Source organism: Acinetobacter legionensis (genome assembly GCF_057165765.1).
Genome location: NZ_CM169896.1, coordinates 2,770,739 through 2,787,985, shown reverse-complemented (window position 1 = coordinate 2,787,985; position 17,247 = coordinate 2,770,739). Strand labels below are relative to the sequence as shown.

The window sequence follows — 17,247 nt, the reverse complement described above, 5'->3', positions numbered from 1 at the left end:
ATGATTATCATTTAAAACTATTGTTTAATTCAAATTAATAGATTTTTTAATCAAATATTCACTTTTTTATTTTGCAATGGCAAATTTATAAAGCGCAATAGCAATAAACCGTGCATAAGCACGGTCTTTATATTAGGGTCTGTTGATAATTCGTCTACAACGCAAGCCATTTATGAAATGTCTACAGACCCTGATCAAAAACTTATTTAAACTGGATCGAACCATTAGCATTGACTGTGATTTTTGATTCACCAGCGGCCATATTCTGACCACCAACGGCATCGGCAGCTTCAAACTTAGCCATAGATGCACGCGCTGCATAAACAGGTTGTGGATAAGAGTTGCTAGTATTGATGTTGATATTGACCAAGTTATAAGATGATTTATTCCACGCTTGCGTTAAAATTTGCGCACGTTGTTGGAAATTCTTTGAAGCCTCAACCATCAATTCATTTTCAACTTTTTTACGTTGTTCATCAGACACTGTGAAATTAATTGATTGTGTTTGAAAGCTGTTTTGCAACTCATTGATTAACTGGCTTGCTGCTTTAAAATCTTTACTTTCAATTTGAATTTCTGCACGACCACGCCATTCTTTCAGTTTTTGATTGTCATTGTCGTAAACTGGGTAAGTAGTTTGTGAGCCTGTTTCGACTTTAACTTGTGGATACTTTTTTGAAATGCTAATGGCTTGATTCATTAATTGGGTTATTTGAGAAGATAACTCAGCAGGTTGCTTGTTGTTTTTCTCAATAAAAAGTACTGCATGCATTTCATCATTAGACACTTGACGTGTCGCATCTGCTTGAACATTGACAATATTGTAATTTAACGGGTCATTTTCTGCTGCCATCGCCATTGTGCTCAGTGTAGTTCCCAAGAGTAAAGTAGTTAACGCTAAATAACGCATAATGAATCCTTAAAATTGTTTGACTAAAATTTATGACCTAAAGATATATTGTTTAAATTGAATCTGTTTTTAATCATAAATCTGGTTTGCGGAAAACTATGGCAGATTTTGTGGTGCATTTGTAATAATTTGCATATAAATTGCAATTTTATTTTGTTTAAAATTTTTTAAAAATTAAAAGCTTATCGAGTTTCGTTGTAATGGAAATTTGTGGAATTGAGCTAGATTTAGAAATTCATTTTAATTATCGGCTTTTCTTTGCTTTGTCACATAGTATGATGATAATAACTAATTAGATTTAGCTAAATGTTTTTTTCGATAAATGGAGTGTGGATAAGTACATAAAAGATATTTATTTTCTTGTAAAAAACTGTATTATCGCGCTCCTAGTTATGAAGATTAAAAGCACTCTAACTAGATTTCTATAAAGCACCGAGTCAAAGGACCACAAGTCACCCGACTTATTTCTTTCAACCCATATCAGAGATGGTAATTCGATATGAGCGTTACTTCTGTAAATCCTGCTGCCACTTCCACAAACGAATACTACTTGACTCGCCAAAGTCAGATGGAATCGAATGTTCGTAGTTATCCACGTAAATTACCGTTAGCGATAGCGGAAGCACATGGTTGTTGGGTTACCGATGTTGAAGGTACAAAGTACCTCGATTGTTTAGCTGGGGCAGGAACATTGGCATTAGGCCATAACCATCCTGCGGTGATTAAAAGTATTCAAGACACTTTAGCGAGTGGTCTCCCTTTACATACTTTAGATTTAACAACGCCTTTAAAAGATGCTTTCACTGAAGCATTGCTTGCACAACTTCCGGGTGGGCAAGAAGAGTATTGCTTACAATTCTGTGGCCCATCTGGTGCAGATGGTACAGAAGCAGCGATTAAATTGGCGAAAACCTATACAGGTCGCAATACAGTTATCAGTTTCTCTGGCGGTTACCACGGGATGACTCATGGCGCGTTAGCGATGACAGGTAATTTATCTGCTAAAAATGCGGTAAATGGCTTAATGCCAGGCGTACAATTTATGCCATACCCGCATGAATACCGTTGCCCATTGGGTGTTGGCGGTGAAGCAGGTGTTGATGCCTTAACTTATTATTTCGAAAACTTCATTGAAGATGTCGAAAGCGGAGTAACTAAACCTGCAGCTGTGATTCTTGAAGCAATTCAAGGTGAAGGCGGTGTGGTTACTGCACCAGCGAAATGGTTGCAAAAAATCCGTGAAGTGACTGAGCGTCATAACATTGTTTTGATTTTGGATGAAGTTCAAGCGGGCTTTGCACGTTCAGGCAAAATGTTTGCTTTTGAACATGCTGGTATTGAACCTGATGTTGTGGTGATGTCAAAAGCAGTGGGTGGTAGCTTACCATTGGCTGTTTTGGGTATTAAACGGAAGTTCGATGCTTGGCAACCTGCAGGTCACACAGGGACTTTCCGTGGTAACCAACTTGCAATGGGTACTGGTCTTGCAACGATCAATACCATTAAAGAGCAAAATCTTGCACAAAATGCGCAACAACGTGGTGATTTCTTACAAGCTGAATTGAAAAAATTAGCGCAAGAATTCCCATGTATTGGTAATGTTCGTGGTCGCGGTTTAATGATCGGTATCGAAATTGTGGATGAACGTAAGCAAGCGGATCATATGGGTTCTCTTCCTGCGGATTCACAATTGGCTGCTGCAATTCAAACAGCATGTTTTAACAATAAATTATTGTTAGAAAAGGGCGGCCGTAGCGGTACAGTGATTCGTTTACTTTGCCCATTGATCATTACCCAAGAAGAATGTGAAGAAGCTATTGCGCGCTTTAAGAAAGCAGTTGCAGAGGCTCTTATTGCAGTTCGAGGCGCTTAATTCATGGTAGATTTTGCAGAACATCGTAAAGCGTTACTCTGCAATGATGCTCAATCTATTGCTGACTATGAGTCAGCAATGGGTGAGGCGACTAAAGCGGTCGCAGCATGGTTGCAAAATGACAAAATGTACACAGGTGGGAGCATTAAAGAACTTCGTGAAGCGATTTCTTTTGCACCATCTAAACAAGGTCTAGGTTTACACCAATCGCTTGAGCGTATGGTTGAGCTTTTCCTGAACAAAAGTCTAAAAGTACATCATCCGCACTCTTTGGCACATTTGCATTGCCCAACTATGGTGACAAGTCAAATTGCTGAAGTATTGATCAATGCGACTAACCAATCAATGGACTCATGGGATCAAAGCCCAGCAGGTTCTTTGATGGAAGTTCAATTGATCGACTGGCTGCGTCAAAAAGTAGGTTATGGTGCAGGTCAGGCAGGTGTATTCACTTCTGGCGGTACCCAATCTAACTTGATGGGTGTATTGTTAGCACGTGACTGGTGTATTGCCAAGAACTGGAAAGACGAAAATGGTCTGCCTTGGTCTGTGCAACGTGATGGTGTTCCAAGTGACGCCATGCGTAATGTCAAAGTGATCTGTTCTGAAAATGCACATTTTTCTGTACAAAAGAACATGGCGATGATGGGCATGGGCTTCCAGTCAGTTGTGACTGTTCCAGTCAATGAAAATGCACAGATGGATGTTGATGCGCTAGAAAAAACCATGGCGCATTTACAGGCTGAAGGCAAAATTGTTGCTTGTGTTGTTGCGACTGCTGGGACAACCGACGCTGGTGCGATTGATCCATTGAAGAAAGTGCGTGAAATCACCAATAAATACGGCGCGTGGATGCATATCGATGCAGCATGGGGTGGTGCACTGATCTTATCGAATGACTACCGTTCAATGCTTGATGGTATTGAATTGTCTGATTCGATTACATTGGATTTCCATAAGCATTATTTCCAAAGTATTTCATGTGGTGCTTTCTTGTTGAAAGATGAAGCAAACTATCGTTTCATGCATTATGAAGCTGAATATTTAAATTCTGCTTATGATGAAGAACATGGTGTACCGAATCTAGTGTCTAAATCTCTACAAACTACACGTCGTTTTGATGCGTTGAAATTGTGGATGACGATTGAAAATCTAGGTGAAGAGCTTTATGGTTCAATGATTGACCATGGCGTTAAGCTAACTCGTGAAGTAGCAGATTACATTAATGCTACTGCTGGCTTGGAAATGCTGGTTGATCCACAATTTGCATCGGTATTATTCCGTGTAATACCTGATAATTATCCAGTTGAATTGCTTGATACTTTGAACCAAAACGTTGCAGATGAATTATTTGCGCGCGGTGAAGCCAATATCGGTGTAACTAAAGTTGGACAGCTTCAATCTTTGAAAATGACGACTTTAAGTCCAGTTGCAACTTTAGAAAACGTTAAGAATCTTCTTGCCTTGGTGTTAGAAGAAGCTGACCGAATTAAAGATGCGATTGCTGATGGTACTTATACGCCTGCAATTGACTAGATTGATATCCAGTTGATTTTGATGCTTGAAATTGATTGATTTTATTTAAAAAAACGCCCAATGTATTTCATTGGGCGTTTTTTATTTAAGGGTGTTTTGATCTAAAATATAGTCAATCTGTCAAAAACTTAGAAGCAAGAATATAATCTCTTTTAATTAAATCAATTGCCTGTAAGAATGAATTATTTGCTTATAAATAAGCTTGCAATGCTACATCTTACATTCAAAGTTTAAATACCTTTGCGTAGGCGATGCCTCACTTTTCAGAGATGAAAAGATGACAAAAATCTTTTGTTGGGTGAGAGGTACATCCTGTACCTCCACCCAACAGCGACATCCATGTCGCCCTACGGTAGAATAACCATCTAGAATCCAAAAGAACAAAAAACGAATTGATAACCTAGTTTTTAAAGTTCATACAGAAACATAAGCTTTATTTATGATCAAATGCTTGTTCATAAAAAAGAGATCTCATCGATCTCTTTTATTGAGTATGGGGCGTTAAAAATTACACATTGAGCTATTACGGGTAAGATCAGGTCCCCAAGTACGATAACCTTGAGTATCAATATGGATTTGTCCTGAAGCATATAAGCCTAAGCCCATGTTTAAACTTTGGCCATACTGCGACCAGAACTGACATAATTTGAATTTTGTATGTTCAATATACGCATAATCTTGAGGTTGCGGATTTTCCGGCCCAATACGGAAATCAATGGCTGAATTGAATAAGTGACGTGAAGATCCAGCACCACCCGCACATTGGTTTAAAGGTAAGTCTCGATATACCGAGGTTACGGTAAAATCAGTCAGAACTTTAGATGCAACCAAATATTTAAATACTTTTAATGTCGGTAATTGATTACTCCAAAGCTCACGGCTTGGAATCATATATTCAGACTTACCACACTTGTCCCAATCACGCGCAGTTTTAAATAACTCGAAACTAGGAATAATATTTCCAGCATTATTTTGTTCAAGGAAACGTTCATAATCACGTGCACGTGACTGATTGTCTCCATAGATCAACCATTGGCGATAAGATGAAGGCATCGTTTTAGGAGGAATTGGTCGCTCAATCGTAATTTTTTCTTCGGGAATGTAAATACGCTGACCATGCGACGTGCTAATTGTTGGATTCTTTTGAGGGGAAGATGTACATCCAGCCAGAATCATTGTAGTAACACCGACAGCAAGTAAACCTTTCAAAATAAATTTCATTCTCAATATTAGCTAAAAGCAAGTAACGGGTTATTTTAGTCTAGTTTGGTGCGTGTAATATGGATAAATTGCAAATAAATGTACAATTTACATATTAAAATGCAAAAAGATCAGCCTAAGCTGATCTTTTTTATACAATACTTATTTTTCTAAGTATTGTAATTTATCGGCTTTACCATTCCACTCTTCACGATCCTCAGGTTGATCACCGATTTGAGTAATGTTTGGCCATTTTTGAGCAAGTTCAGCATTTAATTCAATAAATACCTCTTGACCTTCAGGGAGTTCATCTTCAGAGAAAATTGCATTTGCAGGACACTCAGGTTCACATAGCGCACAGTCAATACATTCGTCTGGACTAATGACTAGGAAATTTGGACCTTCATAAAAACAGTCTACTGGACATACTTCTACGCAGTCTTGATATTTACACTTAATACAATTTTCAGTGACAACAAAGGTCATGGCGTCAGCTACCTAAAAATATGGTTCTAATTAATAATGCTGTATTTTAGGGAAAACGTCGCAAACTAACAATTGCTTTTATTGATATTTAATATAGAAGAACCTGCTAAATCAATTTTTTTTATAGAAAATTCTTCTAACTTGTGATGAATTATACATTTTTAAAAATAGGCGCTATTATTTTGATGTCGCCATAGGTGAAAAAATGCTAAACATATTCAAAAAAGAACATAAATATGAGACTAAATCACATAAGTGAAATGGGGTAATTACTTTTATGTGTTGTTTTTTTAGTCAGCTATCATTTTTAGAATTATTTGGAACTGTATTTTCAGGATCAGTAATGTCATCACAACGTATAGATAAGATGAATATCTTCAGGTTCTAATTCCAATAACTGCTGATCAGGTTTTTCTAAGACAAGCGCGCCTTGTTTAAGATAAAAGTCGACAGTGCGCTGGGTTGGTGTTGCTGAAATATATAATTGTTTTGCACCAAGTTGATCGGCTGATTTTATCGCTGAATGCATCAGCTGTGTACCAAGACCAAGGCCTTGATGATTTGCATCAACATAAAAATACTGTAATAGCTTTGCTTCTGGATAATCTGCGATGACTTGATTAGATACCAGTTGGACACCAATTAATCTATTCAATTGATTGAATGCACCCACACATAGCCCACCTTGAATAAGATGTTGCTTTAATACAGGGGGATCATTTGCTAAATGATATTCATCCCAACTTTGCACATCATAAAAACAATCGACTAAATGTAATTTTTGCTTTTGTTGTAGATACATTTGAGTGATTAATTCACGTCGATCAATGTGCTTCCAAATGAAGTCTATGTCAGAAAGCTGCAGGGGCTTGAGTGAAATATTGATATTATTCTCCTAAAACTTAGCACTCAATCACCTAGTATGAAGTGCTTTTAATTATCGTCTAGATTGGTATTTAAAGATCAATAGACTCAAGTTATTTCCAGTCTAAGTAAAGGAATTTTAAACCTGCTTAGACTGGGTAGTTGTTATTGCTTATGCATTTAGTGCCGCTTTTAATGCATAGAGGTGATCAAGTGCTTGGCGAGGCGTTAAATCATCGACATCAATATTTGCTAAAGCATCGAGTATAGGTGATGACTTTTCAACTTCGACGACTTTTTCAATTTCAATGATTTGTTCAAACTTTTCAGGTTCAACGGTTTCAACTTCAGCAAATAAGTCATTTTGCACAACGGATTGCAACTGTTGCTGTTGTTGTTTCTCTAAAATCTTTAACCGCTTTTGGGCTTCTTTAATCACTCCTGCAGGAATTCCTGCAAGTTTAGCAACTTGTAAGCCATGACTTTGACTGGCAGGACCTTGTTGCACTTTATGCAATAGAATCAAATTACCATTTAACTCTTTGGCCGTCACATGGTAGTTATCAATAGCCACTTCTTTTGAAAGCTCAGTTAATTCAAAATAGTGCGTGGCAAAGAGGCATAGACATTTGATTCGTTTGGTCAGATCAAGCACACATGCCCAAGCTAGAGATAGCCCATCATAAGTACTTGTACCACGACCAACTTCATCCATAAGTACCAAAGATTGATTGGTTGCATGATGTAAAATTTGAGAAGTTTCTGTCATTTCCACCATAAAGGTAGATTTACCTGTAGATAAATCATCAGCAGAGCCAATTCGAGTAAATATACGGTCAATCGGTCCTAACTTAGCCGTTTTAGCAGGAATGAAACTGCCACAATAGGCTAGTAAACTAATGAGTGCAGTTTGACGCATAAAGGTTGATTTTCCGCCCATATTCGGCCCGGTAATGATCGCCATTCGATGATTGAAATCGAGTAGGGTATCATTGGGGGTAAATGGCGTTTTACTGAGTGATTCGACTACAGGATGACGACCTGCTGTAATTTTAATCCCGATTTCTGGGCTATACTCTGGCCGATTCCAATTATTCAAACGGGCTTGATAAGCAAAGTTTGCCAATAAGTCGATATGGGCAATTGATGCGCTCATCATTTGTAAATTGCCAATATCAGCTCTTAACTCGTCTAACAACATTTCAAAGAGTAGTTTTTCTCGAGCAAGCGCACGCGATTCACTTGAAAGAACTTTATCTTCAAAGGATTTTAACTCAGGCGTGATATAACGTTCGGCATTTTTCAGCGTCTGACGGCGGATGTAATGATCAGGTGCTTGTTCAGCTTGAGCACGGGTAAGTTCGATATAGTACCCACTGACACGGTTATAACCAATCTTCAGGGTATTGATGCCCGTGTTTTCTCGTTCTTGGATTTCTAAATCAATCAGGAATTGACCTGCGTGATCACGGATTTTACGCAATTCATCAAGCTCAGCGTCAAAGCCTTCTGCAATTACATTGCCGTCGCGTAATAATACAGGCGGGTGTTCAACAATTGCGGACAGCAATCGTTGATGTAACCCATTAAAATCGCCTAATTCTTCATTTAATTGAATGATCAATTTAGATTGTTGCGTCTCAAGAATAGGTCGAATAGCATCTCTTAGGAACGGGATTTGTGCACAAGCTTGACGAAGCTGTACCAAATCACGAGGACGCGCACTGCCAAGCGCAATGCGACTCAAAACACGTTCAATATCCCCAATTTCTTTTAAAACTAAGCGAACAGGACTTTCATGATAGCCTTTGAGTAAAGTATCTGTCGCATCTAAACGTGAATCTAAAATTTGAGTATTACGGATCGGTTGCATCAATGTACGTGCTAGCAATCGTCCACCCATTGCAGTCTGGCAGTCATTGATCAAGCTAAACAGTGACGTACCATGCTCAAACAAAGGATCAATAATTTCTAAATTGCGGCGTGTAACTGGGTCAAGTGCAATAAAATCCGAGCTTTGTTCTAATTTAATTGAGCGGATATGCGGTAATGCCGTTTTTTGAGTTTCTTTGGCATAATGAATCAATGCAGCAGCAGCTGCCTTAGCCAGTGGTAAGTGGTCAATACCAAAACCAGAAAGTGTAGAAACTGAGAATTGGTCACATAAGGTTTTTTGTGCATTATTTAAATTAAAATCGACATTTGGCCGTTTGGTAATTGGACATTCAATTTGTCTTTTAATGTCTTCAATAATATTGGGGTCAACAATATCTTCATCCACCAATATTTCACTTGGCATTAAACGTGCCAATTCAATTGCCAAGCTCTCAGACTTGAAATCTTGCTGTTGAACTTTAAAAATACCCGCACTTAAATCCAGCAGTGCCATCCCAATTTGATTTTGTTGAAAGCATATTGCAACAAGATTAGATGCTTGGGTTGCGGTTAAGAGGGCATCATCGGTCAATGTTCCAGGGGTAATGATTCGTACCACACCGCGTTCGACAGGACCCTTACCAGTCACTTCACCAATCTGCTCACAGATAACGACAGCTTCGCCTTTTTTAACCAAACGAGCTAAGTAACCTTCCGCCGCATGGTATGGAACACCCGCCATTGGAATAGGTTCACCATTGGCTTTACCACGATGAGTGAGGGTAATCCCCAAAAGTTTTGCGGCTTTTTTTGCATCGTCAAAAAACAGTTCGTAAAAATCGCCCATGCGATAGAACATTAAAGAGTGTGGATGCTGCATTTTGACTTTTAGATATTGCTGCATCATTGGAGTGTGGGAGGATAAGTCAGCCATTGTTTCCATGCTATTCATGTATATTAAATCTCTAAATTTAAATAATAAATAAGTTTATTTTGAAAGTTTGGCTATCTAACCAATTCTAACAACTTCTGTGCAAATCTGACCTAAGTAAAGGAAAAAGCATAGCTTTAGTTTACTTTTATTAGTGCCAAAATTGAGTCAACAATGTGTGAGGAAACAAATTGATTTCTCTCGATCGCCATCTTAACAAATTGAGGCTGATTCACAAAAAGGAATCAGAAGATGAGTGCGGAAATTAGCAACAAAAAGAAAGTGGCATTATCTGCTCGTACTATTGATAAAATGAAGAGGAGAATGCCGTAAAGAGTGATATTGGTGAATATTATGATTTGATAGTGATTTGCGGAAAGACTAGATTGAAAAGTTTCGTCTACCGCGATAGGAGCCCAATAGATAATTCATTGAAAAAAATTACACTGGATAACTATCCTATCATTTGTTGGGGCACGAAAACTCAAAGAACAAATTGAAACAAGACGTACTTTATATGCTGATGTAGTTACGGTTTTAGGTCATAAACAAGCTGACCGTGTAATGAGAAAGGACATTGTCGATTTTATTAAAAAACTATTGATCGTGGAGCTCAGGTACAAGCAGGGTGTCGGTTATCAGAGTTAATCATTGCCTATGATTATGCAATCGGTTTAGGTTGTTTTTCTGAGAGTTTTGCTAATCCAGCTTTGCTAGCCAAATCTAGTTTAAAGCAAACGGGAATAAAACTTACCTCTAGTAAACGCACAAGAGTATTATCTGATTTCGAACTTAAACAGGTGCTTGCTTGGTTACCTATATTTGGGTTTTCTAAACATCATAAAAGTATATGACATATAGCTCTTTAGACTGGTGCAAGTAGAGGTGAGATTTGTTCAACTGAATGGAAGGATGCAGTGAGCAGTCCAAGATCTGAAAGTTCTGTATTGACTGCAGTTTCAATCATGAATTTTTTAAAAGCTGCTGTTATTTGGTTTAAGTCTTTTGGAGTTTTTAGACCTTTAGCCAATTCAGCAGCCATACCTTTGATTGTTGCTTCAGCCATGTGAAGTACCTTATGTAATTATCCTCTGAAGGATAAATGAAAATTAAGCACTTACACAAAATTTAGAATAGTTTCAGTTCTAATATTTACCAAGATGACTCTAATTGAATACCAAAATTAGAACCATTGCTGAGATTATTAAAACTGCTATCAACATAAAGTGAATCTCATTGACCTGACTTTGAAAATGTCTTGCAGTCAGTTTGTCCCCTAATAATTTGACGCAATGCATCTTGGTTTCAACCAAACTTCGGCGATGATAGCCAGACCAGTTTTTCCATATAGTCCTACCCAAATGTTTAACTGTTCGAAGCAGTTCATTGCGTTCTAACGAGCTAATTTTTGTATCTTTCCAAGGTTTAGCATTTTTTCTGGATGGGATTACTGCATGAGCTTGCCGATCGGAAATCACTTCTCGACATTGTTTCGTATCATAAGCTCCATCAGTATAAACGGAATCAATTGGTTCAGCTGGTGGAATCTGATTAAGTAAATCACCGAGTACCTGGGAATCACTGACGTTGTTTGTAGTGAGCTGAACTGCACGTATTTGCAGGGTTTCAGCATCGATACCAATATGTAATTTACGCCATTGTCGACGATATTCAGGCTGATGTTTCTTACGTTTCCACTCACCTTCACCTAAAAATTTCAAACCTGTAGAGTCAATGAATAGATGGAGTCCACCACTACTTCTTTGATAGCAAATCGAAATATCAATATGCTTTTGTCTTCTACAAAGGGTGGAGTAATCTGGTGCTGCCCAATCCAAGCCAAAAAGTTGAATGAGACTTTGAACAAAGCCAGTGACCATACGTAAAGACAGACGGAATAATGATTTAATCATTAAACAACATTGGATTGCTGTATCTGAATAGGTTTGATTTCGACCTTGTTTGCCATGCGGTTGTTCATACCACTGAGTATTTGGATCAAACCAAATGGCAATATTTCCACGATTAATGAGAGCTCGGTTGTATGAAGACCAATTAAGAGTACGGTAAACTTTAGGGCGAGGCTTATTCATTTGAAAATTATAGTGTGGAATCAGCCTTTAGAGATAGGTTTGTGCAACAAAGCCCCTTGAAATTAAAAATAAAAAAAGTACGTGGCTAAAATTATTAAAAAAATCTTTGAAAAATAAATACTTAAATAAGCACTTTATTCTGAATAAATAGGTTGAATTAAAATACTTTTATAAAAAATAAAATAAATGGGCTGTTTCAAACTTCGAAATTAAGTCATGAGTATTGAGTCTATTTTTGATGTTTTTATATTAACTTAAAGTTAATGAACTCTTATTGAGGTTGATTGATCAAAATCTAAGAAAAAGCTTTTATAGATTCAAAGCAAAATACAACATCAGGATAAGTCACATGGAAGGATCAGTTCAAAACAAAGAACGTGTCTGGAATACACGTCGACACGCAAAACAACTCAAAGTTGATATGGCACGTAAATATACCGATGGGGTGGTTATACCTACACAGGACATTATCAAGGTCTTGGAAACTTTGATTACGCCAGGCGATCGTGTCGTTCTTGAAGGGAACAATCAAAAACAAGCTGATTTTTTATCACGTTCACTGGCACAAACCAATGCTTCGGTTTTGTATGACTTACATATGATCATGCCCAGTGTTGGGCGTCCAGAGCATCTAGATTTATTTGAAAAAAGGATTGCCCGAAAACTGGATTTTTCATTTGCTGGGACACAGAGTTTACGCATCAGCCAGTTAATCGAAGATGGTTTATTAGAAGTCGGCGCCATTCATACTTATATCGAACTCTATTCGCGGTTATTGGTTGATTTAATTCCCAATGTTGTATTGTCAGCAGGCTTTATGGCTGATCGCCATGGCAATATTTATACAGGCCCAAGTACTGAGGATTCACCTGCTTTAATCGAACCTGCTGCATTTAGTGATGGCATTGTTATTGTTCAAGTCAATGAATTGGTTGATGACGTACAGGATTTACCACGGGTAGATATTCCAGCATCGTGGGTTGACTTTGTCGTGGTTGCGGATAAGCCATTTTATATTGAACCCTTGTTTACACGTGATCCCAAACATATTAAGCCTGTGCATATATTAATGGCAATGATGGCGATTCGGGGAATTTACGAACGCCACAATGTGCAATCACTCAATCATGGTATCGGGTTTAACACGGCTGCGATTGAATTGATTCTACCAACTTATGGTGAGTCATTGGGACTAAAAGGCAAAATCTGTCGAAATTGGACACTCAATCCGCATCCTACACTCATTCCTGCTATCGAAACAGGTTGGGTGGAAAGTGTGCATTGCTTTGGTACTGAGTTAGGGATGGAAAAATATGTTGCTGCTCGTCCAGATATATTTTTTACAGGTCGTGATGGCTCACTAAGGTCCAACAGGATGATGTGCCAGCTTGCGGGACAATATGCAGTAGATTTATTTATTGGTGCAACTTTACAAGTTGATGGTTCTGGACATTCTTCTACAGTTACCAAAGGACGCTTAGCTGGTTTTGGTGGTGCACCGAATATGGGACATGATCCGCGGGGTCGTCGACATGCCACACCCGCATGGATGGATATGCGTCCTACTCAGGTAAATGAGACTGATACCTTTTTGGCACGTGGTAAAAAGTTGGTGGTACAAATGGTGGAAACCTTTCAAGAAGGTGGCAAACCTACTTTTGTAAATACGCTTGATGCTGTGGATGTTGCGAAAAAAGCAGGAATGCCACTCGCTCCAATTATGATTTATGGAGATGACGTTACCCATTTGTTGACTGAAGATGGTATTGCGTACCTATACAAAGCCAGCAGTTTACAAGAACGTCAAGACATGATTGCCGCCGTTGCAGGAGTGACTGATATTGGCCTCAATCATAATCCAAAAACTACGGAACGCTTAAGACGAGAAGGACTGGTTGCATTTCCAGAAGATTTAGGTATTCGTCGTACTGATGCCACACGTGAGTTATTGGCCGCTAAAAATATTGCTGATTTAGTCACTTGGTCAGATGGTTTATATCAACCGCCTGCAAAATTCAGGAGTTGGTAATGAATGCCTATGTTCAATCATACTCACAACAACAATGTGCATTGTTGGCAGATTTAGCTGTAAATGCATTGATTGCCGAAGTTAATTTAACGCCGAAGCCTGCGTTGGTTGATCGACGTGGTAGCGGAGCACATGATGACTTAAGCCTAGTGTTGATGGAGCAATCTGCGTATAGCTTAAGACCTATGTTTTTACAAATGGCACAAGCTGCATTTCTACATGCTGACTGTTTGCAGACTTTACGAGAAGTGATTGGTGCAATAGGACGCGCTGGTGAAGTAGCAATGCTCGAAACCACATACGGTGTAAATACGCATCGTGGTGCAATTTGGGCTTTGGGGCTTTTGGTCACGGCGACAGCGCTAGCAATACATAATCAGTATTCTCTTTATGCTTATGATTTATGTCAGGTTGCTGGAAAAATTGCAAAATTAGAAGATAGGTTGATTCCTCTACAACAGTCAAGCCATGGGCAACAGGTACAGCAAAAACTCGGTATAAAAGGAGCTAAAGCTCAAGCACAAGAGGGTTTTCCTGCGATTGTCGAGCATGCATTACCTCAACTTCACTACAGTCGAAAGATTTCTGGTAACGAGCTTGCTGCTCGAGTTGATGCCTTATTGGCTTTGATGAGCATTTTGGACGATACCTGTGTACTGTACCGTGCAGGGCGAATTGGGCTAAACCGTATGCAAAAAGGTGCACGTTATGTACTTCGTTGTGGCGGATATGCAACTGTTGCAGGGCAATCTGCGCTGAATTTTTTAGAAATGGATTTAATGCGACTTCGTGCTTCGCCAGGTGGAGCAGCAGATTTACTTGCAGCAACCTTATTTTTGGATTGGGTTGAGCATAATCTTAATGAGGAAGGAACGTAATGGAAATACTCAAATTTGAATTTGTTGCTGGCTCAGCACCAGGTAAGCAGGTATTGGTGGGCTGTGTGGGTTCAGGAGACCTTGAAATTTTAATGGAACCTAATCTGGCAGGAAAACTTTCAATCGCAGTGACAACTTCAGTCGATGGCAGTGAACAACGCTGGAAAAATGTATTTGAACGTATGTTTACAGAGCAAACTCCGCCAGCAGTACATATTGAGATCCATGATTTTGGCGCAACACCAGGGGTTGTACGTTTACGTTTAGAGCAAGCTTTTGAGGAGGTGAACTGTGGCTAATTTAGAAATCTTACTGAACAAGCAAAGCTTTATCGAACTAGGTGCACGAGAACGTGCTAAAGCTTTACTTGATCAGGGAACCTTTCGAGAGTTACTTGATCCCTTTTCAAGAGTGATGTCACCGTGGCTGATCCAACAAAATATTGTACCGCAAGCAGATGATGGTGTAGTGGTTGCGAAAGGCTATTTAGAAAATCGTCCTGTGGTTGTTGTGGCAATTGAAGGTGGTTTTCAGGGGGGAAGCTTAGGTGAAGTCGGTGGAGCAAAAATTGCGAGTGCGCTTGAACTTGCTGTTGAAGACAATCAAAAGGGTATTCCAACTGCAGCTATTTTGTTATTGGAAACAGGTGGTGTTCGTTTGCAAGAAGCCAATCTTGGGCTTGCTGCAATCGCCGAAATTCAAGCCGCTATTGTTGCGTTAAGACAGTATCAACCTGTTGTTGCCATCATAGCTGGGAGTGTTGGATGCTTTGGCGGAATGTCAATTGCCGCTGCATTGTGTAGTTATTTGATCATGACTCAAGAAGGTCGCTTGGGATTGAATGGTCCACAAGTCATTGAGCAAGAAGCTGGTGTGAACGAGTACGATTCAAAAGATCGCCCATTTATTTGGAGTATTACTGGTGGCGAACAGCGAGTAGAAACAGGTTTAGCTGATGCTTTCCTCGAAGATGATCGTGAGCAGATTAAGCAACACATTATCGACTATTTGGAACAAGGCATTCCGCAACTTCATCGTAGTTCAAACTATGCGTTCTATTTGCCAAAACTTCAGCAGCTTGCAACGGAACAACAAGCAACCCCACAAAATGTACTGGATACATATCGAGGAGAACAGGTATGAATATGGATGTTCGTTCAGTGAAAGCCTCTCTTCGAGGTGAACACTGGTTTATTGCACTGAGTGAAGGTTTTCAGCAACAAACACAATATAGCAAATCTGTTTGGGTGGCTGATGGTCTATTGGGTGATCAGCCTACTCGTTTGATTGTAGTAGTTGCAAATACGGAGAACCAATTCCCTCGCGCACGTGCAGGCGAAGTCGGTTTATTGGAAGGTTGGACTTTGGCAAAAGCGGTAGATGAGGTGATACAAGTAGATCAGCATACCACTCAGAAACGCGCGATTGTTGCAATTGTTGATGTACCAAGTCAGGCCTATGGACGACGTGAAGAGTTATTCGGCATACATCAAGCCCTTGCCGGTGCAGTAGATAGTTATGCGCGTGCTCGGCTAGCACGACATCCTGTGATCAGCTTGTTAGTGGGCAAATCCATGTCAGGGGCATTTTTAGCTCATGGTTATCAAGCCAATCGTATTTTTGCACTCCATGATGATGGTGTCATGGTTCATGCCATGGGTAAAGAGTCGGCAGCTCGTGTCACACTTCGGACTGTAGAAGAGTTAGAAAAATTGGCAGCCAGTATTCCACCAATGGCGTATGACATTCAAAGCTATGCCACGCTAGGATTGTTGACAGCATGTCTTGATGTTGAAAATGCGGATCAGCCTACAGCAAATGATCTGACCCATGTAAAACAGGTGATCACACAAGCAATCACTGACATTCAACAGCAAAACTCGACTGGGCTAGAGCAACGTTTGAATGGTGAAAATAGACAAATGTCAAAGCGTGTACGTGAGTTAATGCGTGCACAGTGGTCGATCTAATGCAGCCACAGGCACATGATCTCCTCTGGGGGCTGACAGAGCAATATCTTCCTTTGGATGTGCCAGATTGGGTGAGTCATGTGATTCAAAGTGGCGATCCTGTAGTAGTTCGTCGTGCAGTTTGTGTATCAGGGATGATTCCTGTTGGGGTTCGGGGGCGGCAAAAATCCCAACGTTATGCTTTGATGATGCCTGAGCAGCAAATTGAAAAATGCATAAAGCCTGAACAACTTTGTAAGTTGGGAGTTTCGCAATTTCCGCATTGGGCAATGCAAATTCTGCACTTACAAATGCAGATGAACGTGCTTTTGTTGCCATGGGGCTACACGGGCAGTATGGGGTTCGAGTTAGCCACGGGGCGTAAAACTGTGACTGCACAGAGCGATCTCGATGTACTGATTCGTACGCCTAAAGATTTGACTAAAGCGCGAGCTTTGAAAATATGGCAACAATTGCAACTGACGGGTTTGCCCTTGGATGTTCAGTTACAAACGCCTTTGGGTGGTGTGGCATTAAAAGATTGGGTGAGAGCAACAGGGAAGGTCCTACTCAAACGCAACCAAGGTGCTGTTTTAGTCAATAACCCTTGGCAAGGATAAGGC

Annotated in this window: 14 protein-coding genes and 1 pseudogene; 8 read left to right on the top strand and 7 right to left on the bottom strand. The window is 39.6% G+C overall.

The window, feature by feature from the left end:
- Positions 1-202: 202 nt before the first annotated feature.
- Positions 203-910 (bottom strand): SIMPL domain-containing protein, encoded by a 708-nt coding sequence (locus tag AC2G3J_RS12785; protein WP_419328963.1) that lies wholly within the window; start codon positions 908-910, stop codon positions 203-205.
- Positions 911-1,409: 499 nt separating this feature from the next.
- Between AC2G3J_RS12785 and AC2G3J_RS12780 the strand changes: the two genes are divergently transcribed.
- Both AC2G3J_RS12780 and AC2G3J_RS12775 read left to right on the top strand, forming a co-directional pair.
- The gene (locus AC2G3J_RS12780) at positions 1,410-2,783 is read left to right on the top strand and encodes a diaminobutyrate--2-oxoglutarate transaminase (RefSeq protein ID WP_004721690.1); all 1,374 of its coding nucleotides are present in this window, start codon (positions 1,410-1,412) and stop codon (positions 2,781-2,783) included.
- 3 nt (positions 2,784-2,786) lie between these two features.
- The gene (locus AC2G3J_RS12775) at positions 2,787-4,319 is read left to right on the top strand and encodes a pyridoxal phosphate-dependent decarboxylase family protein (protein ID WP_419328965.1); all 1,533 of its coding nucleotides are present in this window, start codon (positions 2,787-2,789) and stop codon (positions 4,317-4,319) included.
- Positions 4,320-4,820: 501 nt separating this feature from the next.
- Here AC2G3J_RS12775 and AC2G3J_RS12770 read toward each other — a convergent pair.
- The 6 genes and pseudogenes from AC2G3J_RS12770 to AC2G3J_RS12745 form a co-directional block, all read right to left on the bottom strand.
- A complete protein-coding gene (locus tag AC2G3J_RS12770; protein WP_004721687.1) occupies positions 4,821-5,540 on the bottom strand; it encodes a D-Ala-D-Ala carboxypeptidase family metallohydrolase in 720 nt (239 codons plus the stop codon).
- 141 nt (positions 5,541-5,681) lie between these two features.
- On the bottom strand, positions 5,682-6,005 hold the full coding sequence (gene fdxA / locus AC2G3J_RS12765) for a ferredoxin FdxA (RefSeq protein ID WP_004721686.1): 324 nt from the start codon (positions 6,003-6,005) through the stop codon (positions 5,682-5,684).
- A gap of 349 nt (positions 6,006-6,354) precedes the next feature.
- Positions 6,355-6,885 carry a GNAT family N-acetyltransferase gene (locus AC2G3J_RS12760; RefSeq protein WP_419328971.1) on the bottom strand — a complete coding sequence of 177 codons (531 nt, stop codon included), beginning with the start codon at positions 6,883-6,885 and terminating at the stop codon, positions 6,355-6,357.
- A gap of 156 nt (positions 6,886-7,041) precedes the next feature.
- Positions 7,042-9,696 (bottom strand): DNA mismatch repair protein MutS, encoded by a 2,655-nt coding sequence (gene mutS / locus AC2G3J_RS12755; RefSeq protein ID WP_483770082.1) that lies wholly within the window; start codon positions 9,694-9,696, stop codon positions 7,042-7,044.
- Between the two features lie 910 nt (positions 9,697-10,606).
- Positions 10,607-10,741, bottom strand: a pseudogene (locus AC2G3J_RS12750) (IS256 family transposase); the annotation flags it as partial.
- Between the two features lie 100 nt (positions 10,742-10,841).
- Positions 10,842-11,768, bottom strand: a complete 927-nt coding sequence (locus AC2G3J_RS12745; protein ID WP_483770081.1) for an IS5 family transposase — start codon at positions 11,766-11,768, stop codon at positions 10,842-10,844.
- Positions 11,769-12,117: 349 nt separating this feature from the next.
- Here AC2G3J_RS12745 and mdcA point away from each other — a divergent pair, with 349 nt between their 5' ends.
- Genes mdcA through AC2G3J_RS12715 form a run of 6 tightly spaced genes read left to right on the top strand, consistent with a single transcriptional unit; the run spans position 12,118 to position 17,244 of the window.
- Positions 12,118-13,797 carry a malonate decarboxylase subunit alpha gene (mdcA, locus tag AC2G3J_RS12740; RefSeq protein WP_336954130.1) on the top strand — a complete coding sequence of 560 codons (1,680 nt, stop codon included), beginning with the start codon at positions 12,118-12,120 and terminating at the stop codon, positions 13,795-13,797.
- Positions 13,797-14,675 (top strand): triphosphoribosyl-dephospho-CoA synthase, encoded by an 879-nt coding sequence (locus AC2G3J_RS12735; RefSeq protein WP_336954129.1) that lies wholly within the window; start codon positions 13,797-13,799, stop codon positions 14,673-14,675. The genes mdcA and AC2G3J_RS12735 overlap by 1 nt, the downstream gene beginning before the upstream one ends.
- Positions 14,675-14,974 carry a malonate decarboxylase subunit delta gene (locus AC2G3J_RS12730; protein WP_419820624.1) on the top strand — a complete coding sequence of 100 codons (300 nt, stop codon included), beginning with the start codon at positions 14,675-14,677 and terminating at the stop codon, positions 14,972-14,974. Before AC2G3J_RS12735 ends, AC2G3J_RS12730 begins: the two co-directional genes overlap by 1 nt.
- Entirely contained in the window at positions 14,967-15,818 is an 852-nt protein-coding gene (locus AC2G3J_RS12725; protein WP_336954127.1) for a biotin-independent malonate decarboxylase subunit beta, read from the top strand. Before AC2G3J_RS12730 ends, AC2G3J_RS12725 begins: the two co-directional genes overlap by 8 nt.
- The gene (gene mdcE, locus AC2G3J_RS12720; RefSeq protein WP_336954125.1) at positions 15,815-16,645 is read left to right on the top strand and encodes a biotin-independent malonate decarboxylase subunit gamma; all 831 of its coding nucleotides are present in this window, start codon (positions 15,815-15,817) and stop codon (positions 16,643-16,645) included. Before AC2G3J_RS12725 ends, mdcE begins: the two co-directional genes overlap by 4 nt.
- Positions 16,645-17,244 carry a malonate decarboxylase holo-ACP synthase gene (locus AC2G3J_RS12715; protein ID WP_336954124.1) on the top strand — a complete coding sequence of 200 codons (600 nt, stop codon included), beginning with the start codon at positions 16,645-16,647 and terminating at the stop codon, positions 17,242-17,244. The genes mdcE and AC2G3J_RS12715 overlap by 1 nt, the downstream gene beginning before the upstream one ends.
- Positions 17,245-17,247 lie beyond the last annotated feature (3 nt).

Excerpts from the sequence above, each read along its gene's own strand:
- AC2G3J_RS12785 (WP_419328963.1), bottom strand. The coding sequence starts at position 910 with ATGCGTTATTTAGCGTTAACTACTTTACTCTTGGGAACTACACTGAGC.
- AC2G3J_RS12780 (WP_004721690.1), top strand. The coding sequence starts at position 1,410 with ATGAGCGTTACTTCTGTAAATCCTGCTGCCACTTCCACAAACGAATAC.
- AC2G3J_RS12775 (WP_419328965.1), top strand. The coding sequence starts at position 2,787 with ATGGTAGATTTTGCAGAACATCGTAAAGCGTTACTCTGCAATGATGCT.
- AC2G3J_RS12770 (WP_004721687.1), bottom strand. The coding sequence starts at position 5,540 with ATGAAATTTATTTTGAAAGGTTTACTTGCTGTCGGTGTTACTACAATG.
- fdxA (WP_004721686.1), bottom strand. The coding sequence starts at position 6,005 with ATGACCTTTGTTGTCACTGAAAATTGTATTAAGTGTAAATATCAAGAC.
- mutS (WP_483770082.1), bottom strand. The coding sequence starts at position 9,696 with ATGAATAGCATGGAAACAATGGCTGACTTATCCTCCCACACTCCAATG.
- AC2G3J_RS12745 (WP_483770081.1), bottom strand. The coding sequence starts at position 11,768 with ATGAATAAGCCTCGCCCTAAAGTTTACCGTACTCTTAATTGGTCTTCA.
- mdcA (WP_336954130.1), top strand. The coding sequence starts at position 12,118 with ATGGAAGGATCAGTTCAAAACAAAGAACGTGTCTGGAATACACGTCGA.
- AC2G3J_RS12735 (WP_336954129.1), top strand. The coding sequence starts at position 13,797 with ATGAATGCCTATGTTCAATCATACTCACAACAACAATGTGCATTGTTG.
- AC2G3J_RS12730 (WP_419820624.1), top strand. The coding sequence starts at position 14,675 with ATGGAAATACTCAAATTTGAATTTGTTGCTGGCTCAGCACCAGGTAAG.
- mdcE (WP_336954125.1), top strand. The coding sequence starts at position 15,815 with ATGAATATGGATGTTCGTTCAGTGAAAGCCTCTCTTCGAGGTGAACAC.
- AC2G3J_RS12715 (WP_336954124.1), top strand. The coding sequence starts at position 16,645 with ATGCAGCCACAGGCACATGATCTCCTCTGGGGGCTGACAGAGCAATAT.